The organism is Candidatus Clostridium radicumherbarum (assembly GCF_045310525.1).
Taxonomy (GTDB): domain Bacteria; phylum Bacillota; class Clostridia; order Clostridiales; family Clostridiaceae; genus Clostridium_AT; species Clostridium_AT radicumherbarum.
The window spans coordinates 274092-287333 of sequence record NZ_JBJHZY010000003.1 but is presented as its reverse complement, the minus strand read 5'-3'; the positions used below and the strand labels follow the sequence as shown (position 1 = coordinate 287333).

Sequence of the window (13242 nt, the reverse complement as noted above, 5' to 3'; positions counted from 1 at the left end):
GATTAGCACTTCATACTTTTTGTTGTTATAATGATTATTATAATTTTCTTTAGTCACTTCTTTAACGCAGCAAATAAGGTTCTAATTTATCCAGCATTTTTTTCAGCTTTTCCGCATTCCTTGAATACATGGCTTTTGCCTTTTCATCATTGGTATCTAATGTAAAGGAGGTCAGGTCAGCCTTGCTTTTCTGAATATTGGCATAGAGTAATTCTTTAAGATTATTCTGTGGAACCTGTATGTTATCATCATAAAGATCAAGATATAAAGTCCCTAATGAATCAACCTGACCTATAAAAATATTTTCTGATATTACTCCTATTTTGTCCAGTTCGGTATTTAACCATTCCCTACTTAGATTAGCAGCTCCTAAAGCATCATCCATTATCTCCCCATCAAGTATAACAGCTTGAGGCTGGGATGCGGGAGCAATCTTTCTCTGAAGATCATGTGCTGTTAAAGGCTTTTTATCCGACTTTAGTAATACATTAAGCTCCCCTGTTGCTTCCATTACGGCAAATTCAACATCAGCTAAACTGAATGCATTTTTGGAACGAAGTTCTCCTAAAAGATCTTTACCCGTAGCCCTTATTTTACTTAAATTGTCCTCCAATATTTTACCATCTTTTATTAAAATAGTCTCTTTCCCAATAAATAAATCATGCATGGCTTTACTTTTGATACATAGATAATCCAATGCCAGAGCAAGTAAAGACCATACTGCCAGAGCAATGATTCCGAAAATCAGATTTGAAATTACGTTTGCTGAAGTTAACGCAGCGATTAATGCAATAAACATATAGGTAACAAATTTATAAGAGGTCATCTTTGAAAGATTTCCATTACCTATAATCCTAATAAAAAAGAGAGCTACAAAAAACATTAAAAAAGACCTTAATAAAAACGTAAGTATATTCACTATGCCATCACCTCACTCATAACCCTTTATATTGGGGTTCCTCAAACTCTATAACTTTTACTCTGAACTGCAAATCAGCAATTACCTCCTGTGTTACTTTAAGTGATTTTTCAAATGTATTTTTTTCTTCTACATTATCGCTTGTGTCTGCATAAATTCTTAAGGTGCCTTCAATCCAATTCAAAGTAGCCAGTGTCTGTTTCACCTTTGAGCCAACTGTCATAATAATCATCTCCTGTAAAGTTATGAACGAGATTATTATTTTCTTTATCCTTAAAAATATTCTTCAAGATTATCATAATTTAGTATCGTTTTTCTATTTTTTGTATATATAATTATTAATACATCATTGACAGATATATCGGTTGATGATATATTATATATATCATGATACGATATATTGGAGGTTGATATATTTGAATACCAATACACCTTTGACAGAAGCTTTATTTTATATCTTATTAGCTGTACGAACACCTAACCATGGGTATGGTATTATTCAGGATGTAAATGAAATGACTGATGGAAGAGTGACATTAGGGCCTGGCACCTTATATGGAGCTATTAATTCAATGCTTACAAAAGGATGGGTTAACTTATATAGTGAAGATAAGGAATCTAGAAAGAAAAAAGAATATATTATCACAAATAAAGGAAAAGAAATATTTCAAAATGAAGTGAAAAGATTAAATGAGCTTATAAGAAATGCAAAAAAGATGGATGATTAGGGGGATGTGAATATATGTTAAAATTCAAGCTATATTATGACAAAGATGAAGAAGAAGATTGGCTTAAAAAAATGTGTTTAAATGGCTGGGCATTCAAAAAATTCTTTCTTGGCTTTTATACTTTTGAAAAATGTGAGCCCGGGGAATACAATTATCAAATAGACCTGCTTGATAGTTGGAATGGTGAAAAAGACGACTTTGCAGCTTTCATGGAGGATGCAGGAGTAAAAGTCATATCTCAATGGTGGAGATGGGTATATTTACAAAAAAAAGCATCAGATGGCCCCTTTGTAATGTATACTGATGTAGAATCAAAAATTACTCAATACAACAAAATAAAGAATTTTTTCAAAGTAGCATTGATTTTAGAAGTAATCTGTTTATTTATGGAGCTATTTGCAACAATTGAAACTGGTTCCTATACTTTTGGAATATTTACAGTATTACTTGCAATAATATCTTTAGCAATGTTAAAAATAGTTTGGAAATGTAAGTGGAAAATTGAAGAATATAAACATGAGAAAGATATATAGTAAGTGTAGAAAAAAAGGAAACATCATAGAGGGAAGCCTAAACATAAAGGCTTCCCTTAAAAATTATTAATAAATTTTCGTTGTCCAGTCCTCACAATTCCAAACTTCAGTTACTACATCTTTATAAAACTCTGGTTCGTGGCAAACTATAAGTATGCTGCCTTTGTACTCCTTCAATGCTCTTTTTAATTCATCTTTTGCATCGACATCTAAGTGATTTGTAGGCTCGTCAAGAATTAATATATTAGTTTCATTATTTATAAGTTTCGCAAGTCTTACCTTGGCAGCTTCTCCGCCTGATAATACCTTTACCATGCTCTCAATGTGCTTAGTAGTTAGTCCGCACTTTGCAAGAGCAGCACGTACCTCATATTGGGTAAATCCAGGAAACTCTTCCCAAAACTCTTCAATACAAGTATTAGTATTATCCTCTCTGCTTTCCTGCTCAAAGTATCCAATATATTGATAGTCTCCAAGCTCTGCCTCTCCGCTTATTGGCTTAATTTGTCCCATTAAGCTCTTAAGGAGCGTAGTTTTTCCAAGTCCATTGGAGCCTACCAAAGCAATTTTTTGTCCTCTTTCCATGTATAGATTAAGGGGCTTTGTAAGTGGGCTATCATATCCTATAACTAGGTCATTAGTTTGAAATATAACCTTTCCAGAAGCTCTAGCTGTTTTAAAATTAAAGGTTGGTTTTGGTTTTTCCTGTGAAAGCTCAATTCTATCAATCTTATCAAGCTTTTTTTGTCTTGATTTAGCCATATTAGCAGTTGCAACATTAGCTTTATTTCTAGCAACAAAATCCTCTAGTCTTGCTATTTCAGCCTGCTGTCTTTCATAAGCCTGTTCCAATTGTTTCTTTTTAGCTTCATATATTCTTTCAAATTCATCATAATTTCCCACATATCTCGTAAGCTGTTTATTTTCAACATGATATATGAGATTTATTACTGAATTTAAGAATGGCATGTCATGAGATATTAAAATAAAGGCATTTTCATAAGCATTTAAAAATCTCTTAAGCCATTCAATATGAGCCTCATCCAAGTAATTTGTAGGTTCATCTAAGAGTAAAATATCGGGAGTTTCTAAGAGAAGTTTAGCAAGTAAAACCTTTGTTCTTTGTCCTCCACTTAAATTAGTTACATCATTATCTAAACCTATATCTAAAAGCCCTAACCCTCTAGCAGTTTCTTCAATTTTAGCATCTATTACATAAAAGCCATTATGATCAAGCATGTCTTGAATCACTGCTGTTCTTTCCAGCATTTTATCAAGTTCCTCTGGGGTAACCTCTCCCATTTTTCCATATAGCTCGTTCATTTCAGTTTCTGAATCGAATAGATATTGAAACGCACCTTTTAATACATCTCTAATTGTTTGTCCGCTTTGAAGAACTACATGCTGATCCATGTAACCTACCCTTACTCTGTTTGACCACTCAATTTGTCCTTCGTCAGGCATAAGCTTTCCTGTAATTATATTCATAAAGGTAGATTTGCCTTCTCCATTTGCTCCAATAAAACCAACATGCTCCCCCTTTAACAATCTAAAGGATACATCTTCAAATATAGCTCTATCGCCAAAACCATGGCTTATATTTTTTACTGTTAATATACTCATTAATTTCTCTCCTTGAAGTGGCATAGGGACGTTTCTTCTGCCACATTTTTCATGTGCTGCAATGTGGTGAGGAGACGTTTCTCCTGCCACAAGCCACTCTTTTTAGTTTAAAGTAGGTTATTACTTCTGTCAAAGGAAATTTTCTGATATAATAATACCTAATTGTGGTATAATACTAAAATGAATTAACAACTAATTATACTAAGAGAAAAGCCTTAATGCACCTTCATACCATAATTATTTAATATTAATTGTTAATTTATAGCGTCAAATAAAGGAAGTGTTAATATGACATGTAAATTTTATTTATATAAAGGCAAAGGCCGCAAAGCTGAAAGTGGTCATCCTTGGATTTTTACTGATGAAATAGAAGAATATGACGGAGAATATACTAATGGAGATATAGTTGAAGTGTATAACTTCAAGCATGAATTTATTGGAAGAGGTTATATAAATGATATTTCTAAAATAGCAATAAGACTCTTAACCAGAGATATAAATGAAGAAATAAACGAGGAATTTTTTAAGAAGAGACTTAAGACTGCTTTTGACTACAGAAAAAAGGTTATAGATACAAGCAGCTGCAGAATTGTATTTGGAGAAGCGGACTTCTTGCCCGGCTTAACTATTGATAAATTTGAGGATTACTATGTAATTCAAAGCTTAGCACTAGGTATAGACAAATATAAATCTACCATAGTTAAAATACTTAAAGAGGATTATGGTGCTAAGGGTATTTATGAAAGAAGTGATGCAGCTGTTCGTGAATTAGAAGGAATGGAACAAGTTAAGGGCTTCCTTACTGAACACTTCGATACAATGGTTCAAATTAAAGAAAACGGTGTTAAATATTATGTTGATATAGAAAATGGTCAAAAAACTGGCTTTTTCTTGGATCAAAAGGAAAATAGAGCGGCTATTCATAGAATATGTAAGGATGCTGAGGTTTTAGATTGTTTTACTCACACAGGTTCCTTTGCCTTAAATGCCGGAATTGCAGGAGCTAAAAGCGTACTTGGTATCGACATCTCAGAGCACGCTGTGGATTTTGCTAGAAAAAATGCTGAGCTTAATAATCTTTCTGAGGTAGTTAAATTTGAGTGCCATAACGCCTTTGATGTGCTTACAGAATGGTCTAAGGAAGGCAGAAAATTTGATGTGGTAATACTTGATCCTCCTGCCTTTACAAAATCAAGAGATAGTGTAAAAGGTGCTACAAGAGGCTACAAAGATATAAATTTAAGAGGTCTAAAGATGGTTAAATTAGGCGGTTTTTTTGTAACCTGTTCCTGCTCTCATTTTATGAAAGAGGATTTATTTAAACAGACTATAGCAGAGGCTGCAAAGGATGCTAAAAGATTATTACGACAGGTTGAATTTAGAACCCAGGCTGCAGATCATCCAATACTTTGGAATTCTGATGAATCCTATTATTTAAAATTCCTTATATTCCAAGTAATTTAAATGACATTCAAATTGAAACCCTATACTATAATGTAAAAATATGCTATTATATTGACATATGCCAAAGCTTATACATATTATATATTAAGCTTAAAATGGAGGGGATTATTATAAATTTACCTAATTTACTTACAATCTTTAGATTAATTTTAATTCCTATATTTCTTATAGCTTTCTTTTCCCCTAGTTTAAATAGCTTATTATATGCTGTTGGTATATTTCTACTGGCAGGAGTTACAGACCTTCTGGATGGATATATAGCTAGAAAATTTAATCTTATTACCAAGGTGGGAATTGTTCTAGATCCTTTAGCAGATAAGTTAATGCTTATTACTGTATTAACTTGCCTAGTAATCAAATCCTATATACCAATATGGATGCTTATAATCATTGCAGGTAAAGAAATATTTATGATTTTCTGTGGTTTATTTCTTTACAAAAGAGGTACAGTTATACCATCAAATATCTTTGGCAAATTAGGTACGATCCTTTTTTATATCTCAATCTTAACACTATCCCTAGATAAAGCCTTAGGAATATATCTATTATATATTTCTATTGCCGCTGCCTTAGTTGCATTTTTTAATTATTTAATAGTTTACAAAGCAAAATCTAATAACGATGATCATAATTTAAAACAATAGGGGCTGCTTAGCAGCCCCTATATTTTATTATGAATAAATATCTGAGAATTCAATGTTTATTTTCTCAATATTATCTTCATTTGTATTATGATACTGTGTTCCCTTTGATTTTACAAACCTCACTGGCAGTTCAATAATAAACTCAGTGCCCTTTTTATAATCACTTTTTACACTTATATTGCCTCCATGAAGTTCCACTAAAGATTTCACTATAGAAAGTCCTATACCGCTTCCTTCATGGCTTCTAGTTAGAGACTTATCAACTTGATGAAATCTTTCAAATATTAATTTTTGCTTTTCCCTTGGTATGCCAATGCCATTGTCTTTAACTGATATTATTATCATTGTATCTTTATCATAAATATTAACCATTATCTTTCCACCAGGGTTTGTAAATTTAACTGCATTTGACAAAAGATTAAGCATTATTCTGTCTATCTTATCTGAATCACATGCCATAATCTTTTCCTCAACTTCGGTATCAAAAATTAAGGTTATCCCCTTTTGTTCTATATATTCAGAAACTGATAAGGTTATATCCTCTACAATATTAATTATATTGTAATTAGCAAGCTCAAGATCAAAGTAGCCTGTATCAATTTTAGTAATGTCTATTATATTACTCACAAGCCTTAAAAGTCTATAACAGTTCTGCTGCATTGTACTAATATACTTACTAATATTTTTATTATTAATATCTATAGTACCTTCATCAGCATATAGATTTAAAAGCTGTATTGCCGATAGTATAACATTTATAGGTGTCCTGAGCTCATGTGAAAGATTTGCGAAGAACTCAGTTTTTAATATATCATATTGCTTAGCCTCAATTAAGAGTCTTTCCTTTTCTTCAGATGCGATTCTAAGCTGCTCAAGTTTTTTTCTCTCAGTAATATCTCTAACTACAGAAACCATAGCATTTTTATCTTTGTAGGGAAAAAGTGCGCCTGTAGCTTCTACATCGATTACTGTTCCATCCAATTTTATATACTTTTCTTCTTCAAAAGGCATGGCCACACCATAATGCTTTATTTTTTTCTTTCGATCTATAACAAGGTGATGATAGTCTTTATCTATGTAATTTAAAATGCAGTTCCCAACTAATATATCTGGATTTTCTGCACCTAAAAGCTTTGCTGCAGCTAAGTTTGCATATTCAATCATCCATTGGGAATGAACAAGAATAGCTGCTGGAGAAATCTCAAATATCTTCCTATACCTTTCTTCACTTTGCCTTAGATCCTCTTCAATTTGCTTCCTTTCAGCTTCCTTTTCAATTGATGAAACTACAAAAGAAATATCTTCACAAAGGGAATTAAGTAATTTAACCTCTTCCTGTTCTAAAAAGGAATCTTCACCAGAGTAAAACATCATCATTCCAAAAACCTTGCTATTTAATTTTAAGGGAAACACTGCACAAGATTCAATTTTGCACAGCAGTAGTTCAGAGTAAATTGGTGAGCTAGTCATTTCATTTTTAACATCATGGCAAATAACCTGCTCACAATCATTCACTGCTTTAGTTATTAATTTAAAATCTTTAATATTATGTTTTGTAAAATTCTTTGACAGTTTACACTCTTCATTCTTTCCAAGACCGCATTGTGCCACAAGCTCTACTTTATTTGTTTCTGCATTTATATTTCCAATCCATGCCGCCTTAAAGAGCCCATCATCTACAACTATCCTACAAGCTTCTTTATATAACAGCTTTGAATCCTCTATTCTTACTATTGCGTGGTTAATTTTGCTCAAAATAGAATAAAGTCTATTTACCCTTACTAGTTTTTCCTGCGTATCTTTAAGTTCAGTACTATTACCAATAGGCTCTATACCCGATTGTATATGCTTTTCTCCCACAACCAAACTTCCCTTCTTATATCAACGACAATTTTTATCATTATTGACAATATCATATATAATATTTTATCAAATCTTATAATATAATAAAATAAAAAAGGGAGATTTTTTATATTTTCTCCCAGGTTGTTTTAAGAAGTGTTAGTTCTTTTTCTTCTTTATTTAAAATTTTATGATTACAAATTATATTGTTCTCTCCTTGTTCTATTTCAGTTAATACTCTTATGTCCTCACCATAGATTGTTTCCTTCTCATAGGTTACTTTTATATTTTTTAAAGTGTAGTTTAATACTGTATCTAATGGCAAGGTTTCTATAGCCCAGGCTATATACTTTTCATTATTTACATGTCTATTTGTATCTATATCACTGTATCTTACACTAAATTGTTTTTCATAATTATAATTTTCAAGCGATTTTATATTTTCTATTTCAAGGGGTTTATCATCATTAGAAGTCAATCCATAAGCACTAAGAATATCCTCACTTACTCTTACAGGTCTTCTCTTTTCTATATTTAATAAAAACCATACAGATTCTGCTTTTCCAAGTGTCTCACCATTGGAGTTTAATAATTCAAAGGTTCTATAGGCATAGAACTTTTTCATAGCACAGGGACAAGTTCTAATAAGTATTTTCTCTCCATAAACTGGATACTTATACATGTGAATATTCCATTTATAAAGTACCCAGCCAAGGTTATTTTCAACTAAATAGTCCATGCCTATTCCAAGTTCGTCAGATTGTTTTGTTGCTGAGTCTTCTAAATAGTCAACTATGCTTGTTATAAGAACTCTTTTTTTATAATCTACCTCATAATAGTGAATTTCATATTCTTTTTCATATACAAAACCTGACATTAATTTTCTCCCTTCAAAACTTTTTTTCTAAAAAACTTCTTGCTTATATTAACTGCTATCTTGGCAGAAATTAGCCCTAGTAATATGCCTCCAAGTATATCTGAAGGATAATGAACATGAAGATAAATTCGAGAAAAGGCTATAGTTATAGCCAAAGCTAATGCAAAATATCTATATCTTGCCTTTTTAAATAAGCATACCCCATAAGCAGCAAAAGAAGAAGTAGTATGCCCTGATGGAAAAGAAAAGGATTTCGGAGGTGTAATTATAAAGGTATAATTATAAGCTGGTGAAGTAGGTCTTACCCTGCCAATTAGGTTTTTAAGAACACCTTCACCTAATATTAATCCTAATAATAAAGCTATAAGCATTGCTATACCCATTTCTTTAACTTCAATATTTTTATTTAATAACAATACAATTGCTATTAGTATCCATACTTCTCCATTATTATTTATGTTTGAAGCGATGGGCATCACGGTATCAAAAAATTTATTCTTAATTACTACAGAGAAAAAATGCAATATTATATTATCAAGGTTTAATAAGTAGCTCATTGCCTTCCATCCTTTGTATGTAGATTATTTGACTTCTATTTATACAATTATACTAGTATTTTAGGCATTTAACAATTATTAGTAATATTATTTAATAATTATGTAATATTTTATGCTATATTGCATTATACACTACTGAATGATATACTATAGACATACAAAAATAACCAAAAGGAATGATATTATGAACATTCAACTTAAGAAGGGAATACTAGAGCTTTGCGTACTAGCAGTTCTGGATAAAAAGGATTGCTATGGTTATGAGCTTGTAAATGAAATTTCCCAAAGCATAGAAATATCTGATGGAACCATTTACCCCATACTTAGAAGATTAAATGGAGAGGGTTATTTTACAACTTATCTTCAAGAATCTCAAGAAGGTCCGCCAAGAAAATACTATAGATTAACAGAGTTAGGCAAAGCCACCAAAGAAGAGCTTATTAACGAATGGAAAGAGCTTACTAAAGGTGTTAACAATATATTAAAGGAGGATTAAATTAATGAATAGAGATGAATTTATAAAAACTCTAGAAGCTTCTCTTACAACTTTTAACCAGGAAGAGAAGAAAGACATATTATATGATTATGAAGAGCATTTTAGAATAGGCCTTCAAAATGGCAAAACTGATGAAGAACTTATTAAAGAACTTGGAAGTCCTTCTGACATTGCAAAGCAGTATAGCGGTAATTTTGAAGAAGAAAAAGTAGAATTTAATTCTTATTCAGATAGCAATATAGATTATAGAGATCATTCAACGTTAAAAAGTAATGAAAGAAGCATAATCCCATCTATAATTGCAGCTTTGGCACTTAGTTTTTTTAACTTGATTTTTGTTATATGGATTTTCGTAGCTGCTGGAGCGGCTTTGATTGGCTTAGCCGCTGCTGCAATATCTATTGCAGTATCAGGACTTCTAGTAACTCTTAGTCCTATATTTGCGCCTTTATTTCCTAATTATATAAATTTACCTTCAAGTGTACCATTTATTTTAACTGTACTTTTTGGCATAGGAACAACAGCCTTAGGCGCCCTCTTCTGCATTGGACTTTTTTATGTCATAAAATATTTTTGCTTAGCAGTAAATAAATATATCAAATGGAATATTAGTATTATAAAAAGGTAGGTATATAAAATGAAATTTAAAAGCGAATGGAATATAAAAAAGATTGTTTTATGTCTTTTATCTATAGTTGTTATTACTTATGGAATTGGGGCAATAGTACTGTTTACCAATACTAAAATATTTAGTCCAGAAAAAAGCATGTATAACATTAATGATGAAAAGTCTATAAACATTAATGGAATAAATACTATTTCTGTTAATGTATCTAGTGCTCAAATTAATGTAATACCTTATGATGGCTTAGAAGTAAAAGCTCATTTTTATGGTAATGTTACAACCAGCTCCTCATTTACTAAGCCTGAGCTAGAATGTTACTTAAGTGGCGATACCCTTTATATTAATACTAAAAGTAAAAATATAATGACTTTTGGATTCTTTAACTATGACTTAAAGCTTGATGTAAATGTTCCAGCTTCATATGGAAGAAATCTTAAGCTTGACTCTTCTTCTGGGAGTATTAATTTAAGTTCTTTAAAACTAAAGAACTTAAGCTGTAATTTAAGCTCCGGAAGCACAAATATTAAGCAAATTTATGCAGATGACTTTAATTATAACAGCAGTTCTGGAAGCCTAACTACCGAAAATCTTACTACAAAAACCTCAGAATTAAACAGTTCCTCAGGAAGTCAAAGACTCATTGGTTTTAGCGGTGATTTAAAAGCTTCCTCTTCTTCCGGAAGTATACGAGCTGAATATGCTTCCTTTAATAACAATATAAATATTAATGCATCCTCAGGCAGCGTAACTGTAAAACTTCCTGAAAACTCAGACTTCTACCTAGATGCTTCAGCTAGCTCCGGCAGTATTAGAAGCAGTTTCCCTATTACCGTAACTAGCAATAATAACAGACATGAACTTAAAGGAACAGTAACAAGTGATAAAAATAAAATTTCAATCCATACATCTTCTGGAAGTGTAAATATAGAAAAATGATGTTAATATTTTATATAAAAAAGGATGAGGTTTAATTCCTCCTCCTTTTTTAATTCACTTATAATAAATTCTTAATTTAATTTATTCAACGCATCTATCATATCATTTAAGTCCAATCCATGGACTAGCGCACCTTCTTCAAGGGTTTCCATCTGCGCTCCAGGTCAGGATATACATCCCATACCAAAAGACATTAGAACTTCAGCAGCACCCTTGTGCATTTTAACTACCTCTCCAATAGTCATATTACCAGTAACCTTCATATAATCACCTTCTTTTATTAAACTTTTATACCTTATTTATTATTTCCCAAAAAATAAAAGATACTCGGATTTAACCTCCGAGTATCCTTTATGTAATTAAGCATTTAATGCTTCAATTAATTCTTCTACATCAAAGCCATGTACCATTGCAGCTTCTTCTAAAGTTTCTGCCTGTGATGCTGGGCATCCAACACAGCCCATTCCAAAGCTCATTAATATTCCAACTGAATCTGGATAATTTCTAACTATTTCGCCAATAGTCATTTCTTTATTAATCATAATTACACTCTCCTCTATGAATTTAAATCATACTGTTTTACTATGATATGGTTATATTATAGCAGAGTTAAATTTAATAATAAAGATATTTATAAAACATTTTATAAAATTTTAATTAAGAAAAAGGAAGAATCCTCAAAAATTCTTCCTGCCAAAATAAATTATAAAATTATAGGCTGCTTACCTCAATAGTTTGATCTCTTCTAGGTCCTACTGAAACTATTGATATTTTAACCCCTGTAAATTCTTCTATTCTTCTTAAATATTTTTTTGCATTTAAAGGAAGTTCTTCAAAGCTTCTAGCCTTAGAAGCACTATCATCCCAACCGTCAAATTCTTCATATATTGGTTCACACTTAGCTAAATCTTCAAGACTTGCTGGGAAATAATCTATTACCTTGCCATTTAATTTATATCCAACACATATCTTAATTTTTTCAAGCCCAGCTAAGGTATCTATTTTAGTCACTGTAAAGCTCGTTAAACCGGATACTCTTGCAGAGCTCTTAAGTATTACTAAATCAAGCCATCCGCAGCGTCTAGCTCTGCCTGTTGTAACTCCATATTCGAAGCCCTTTTCTCTTATCCAATCTCCAGTTTCATCTTCTAACTCAGTTGGAAATGGACCCTTTCCTACTCTTGTAGTATATGCCTTAGCTATACCAACAGCACTATTTATCATTGTTGGTCCAATTCCTGCTCCAGTACAAACCCCACCAGCTATAGTATTTGAGGAAGTTACATATGGATATGAGCCATAGTCTATATCTAAAAGCGTACCCTGTGCTCCTTCAAATAAAACCTGTTTTCCTTTTTTTATTTCATCGTATACTATAACGGATATATCCTTAACGAAAGGTCTCATCTTTTCTGCAAAACCTAAGTACTCATTATATATAGCCTCAAAGTTTAAAGGGCTTTCTCCATAAACCTTTGTTATAATTTCATTCTTAGCCTTTATATTTTCCTCAAGTTTCTCTTTAAAAACTTCAGGATGAATTAAATCACAAACTCTTATACCGCTTCTTTCAGCTTTATCTGTATAGCAAGGGCCAATGCCTTTACCAGTTGTTCCAATATCATTTTTCCCTCTGCCTTTTTCCTTTAAGGAATCAAAAAGCTTATGATATGGCATAATAACTTGTGCTCTATCACTAATTATTAAATTTTCAGGAGTAACTTTAACTCCTAAATTTTCTAGATAATCTATTTCCTCAAACATAGCTTTTGGGTCCAGAACAACACCATTTCCAATTACATTTAATTTACTTCCATATAGAATACCTGAAGGTATTAAATGAAGCTTATATTGCTTATCTCCTACTTCAACTGTATGGCCTGCATTATTTCCACCTTGAAATCTGACAACAACTTGAGCTTTTTCAGCTAAGTAATCTGTCATCTTCCCCTTACCTTCATCGCCCCATTGAGCTCCTAAAACTATAAATGCTGACAT

Annotated in this window: 16 protein-coding genes; 7 read left to right on the top strand and 9 right to left on the bottom strand. The window is 31.7% G+C overall.

Translation table 11 applies throughout. The features are described from left to right. Positions 1–61: 61 nt before the first annotated feature. Positions 62–883, bottom strand: a complete 822-nt coding sequence (locus ACJDUH_RS15335) for a DUF421 domain-containing protein (protein ID WP_406766086.1) — start codon at positions 881–883, stop codon at positions 62–64. 52 nt (positions 884–935) lie between these two features. Continuing rightward, on the bottom strand, positions 936–1142 hold the full coding sequence (locus ACJDUH_RS15330; protein ID WP_406766085.1) for a DUF1657 domain-containing protein: 207 nt from the start codon (positions 1140–1142) through the stop codon (positions 936–938). Between the two features lie 193 nt (positions 1143–1335). Between ACJDUH_RS15330 and ACJDUH_RS15325 the strand changes: the two genes are divergently transcribed. Then, positions 1336–1647: a PadR family transcriptional regulator gene (locus tag ACJDUH_RS15325; RefSeq protein ID WP_406766084.1), complete on the top strand. Its 312-nt coding sequence runs from the start codon at positions 1336–1338 to the stop codon at positions 1645–1647. A gap of 14 nt (positions 1648–1661) precedes the next feature. Further along, on the top strand, positions 1662–2180 hold the full coding sequence (locus ACJDUH_RS15320; protein ID WP_406766083.1) for a DUF2812 domain-containing protein: 519 nt from the start codon (positions 1662–1664) through the stop codon (positions 2178–2180). Positions 2181–2246: 66 nt separating this feature from the next. On the opposite strand, the gene ACJDUH_RS15315 is transcribed toward ACJDUH_RS15320, so the two are convergent. Next, complete coding sequence (locus ACJDUH_RS15315; RefSeq protein ID WP_406766206.1) at positions 2247–3803, bottom strand: ABC-F family ATP-binding cassette domain-containing protein; 1557 nt, start codon at positions 3801–3803, stop codon at positions 2247–2249. Between the two features lie 288 nt (positions 3804–4091). On the opposite strand from ACJDUH_RS15315, the gene ACJDUH_RS15310 reads away from it, so the two are divergent. Beyond that, positions 4092–5267: a class I SAM-dependent rRNA methyltransferase gene (locus tag ACJDUH_RS15310; RefSeq protein WP_406766082.1), complete on the top strand. Its 1176-nt coding sequence runs from the start codon at positions 4092–4094 to the stop codon at positions 5265–5267. A gap of 95 nt (positions 5268–5362) precedes the next feature. Continuing rightward, a complete protein-coding gene (gene pgsA / locus ACJDUH_RS15305) occupies positions 5363–5911 on the top strand; it encodes a CDP-diacylglycerol--glycerol-3-phosphate 3-phosphatidyltransferase (protein WP_406766081.1) in 549 nt (182 codons plus the stop codon). 27 nt (positions 5912–5938) lie between these two features. Here the strand turns inward: pgsA and ACJDUH_RS15300 are convergent, their stop codons facing one another. The 3 genes from ACJDUH_RS15300 to ACJDUH_RS15290 form a co-directional block, all read right to left on the bottom strand. After that, the gene (locus ACJDUH_RS15300; protein WP_406766080.1) at positions 5939–7771 is read right to left on the bottom strand and encodes an MASE3 domain-containing sensor histidine kinase; all 1833 of its coding nucleotides are present in this window, start codon (positions 7769–7771) and stop codon (positions 5939–5941) included. 109 nt (positions 7772–7880) lie between these two features. Then, positions 7881–8630, bottom strand: coding sequence for an acyl-[acyl-carrier-protein] thioesterase (locus ACJDUH_RS15295; protein WP_406766079.1), 750 nt, complete (start codon positions 8628–8630; stop codon positions 7881–7883). Further along, a complete protein-coding gene (locus ACJDUH_RS15290) occupies positions 8630–9187 on the bottom strand; it encodes a phosphatase PAP2 family protein (RefSeq protein WP_406766078.1) in 558 nt (185 codons plus the stop codon). The genes ACJDUH_RS15295 and ACJDUH_RS15290 overlap by 1 nt, the downstream gene beginning before the upstream one ends. Positions 9188–9371: 184 nt before the next feature. On the opposite strand from ACJDUH_RS15290, the gene ACJDUH_RS15285 reads away from it, so the two are divergent. Genes ACJDUH_RS15285 through ACJDUH_RS15275 form a run of 3 tightly spaced genes read left to right on the top strand, consistent with a single transcriptional unit; the run spans position 9372 to position 11244 of the window. Then, positions 9372–9683, top strand: coding sequence for a PadR family transcriptional regulator (locus ACJDUH_RS15285; RefSeq protein WP_406766077.1), 312 nt, complete (start codon positions 9372–9374; stop codon positions 9681–9683). Between the two features lie 4 nt (positions 9684–9687). Further along, positions 9688–10311 (top strand): HAAS signaling domain-containing protein, encoded by a 624-nt coding sequence (locus tag ACJDUH_RS15280; RefSeq protein ID WP_406766076.1) that lies wholly within the window; start codon positions 9688–9690, stop codon positions 10309–10311. A 9-nt stretch (positions 10312–10320) separates the two neighbouring features. Further along, complete coding sequence (locus ACJDUH_RS15275; RefSeq protein ID WP_406766075.1) at positions 10321–11244, top strand: DUF4097 family beta strand repeat-containing protein; 924 nt, start codon at positions 10321–10323, stop codon at positions 11242–11244. Between the two features lie 71 nt (positions 11245–11315). On the opposite strand, the gene ACJDUH_RS15270 is transcribed toward ACJDUH_RS15275, so the two are convergent. The 3 genes from ACJDUH_RS15270 to ACJDUH_RS15260 form a co-directional block, all read right to left on the bottom strand. Beyond that, positions 11316–11507, bottom strand: a complete 192-nt coding sequence (locus ACJDUH_RS15270; RefSeq protein WP_406766074.1) for a DUF1858 domain-containing protein — start codon at positions 11505–11507, stop codon at positions 11316–11318. A gap of 96 nt (positions 11508–11603) precedes the next feature. Further along, a complete protein-coding gene (locus ACJDUH_RS15265) occupies positions 11604–11786 on the bottom strand; it encodes a DUF1858 domain-containing protein (protein WP_406766073.1) in 183 nt (60 codons plus the stop codon). 169 nt (positions 11787–11955) lie between these two features. Further along, complete coding sequence (locus ACJDUH_RS15260) at positions 11956–13242, bottom strand: adenylosuccinate synthase (protein ID WP_406766072.1); 1287 nt, start codon at positions 13240–13242, stop codon at positions 11956–11958.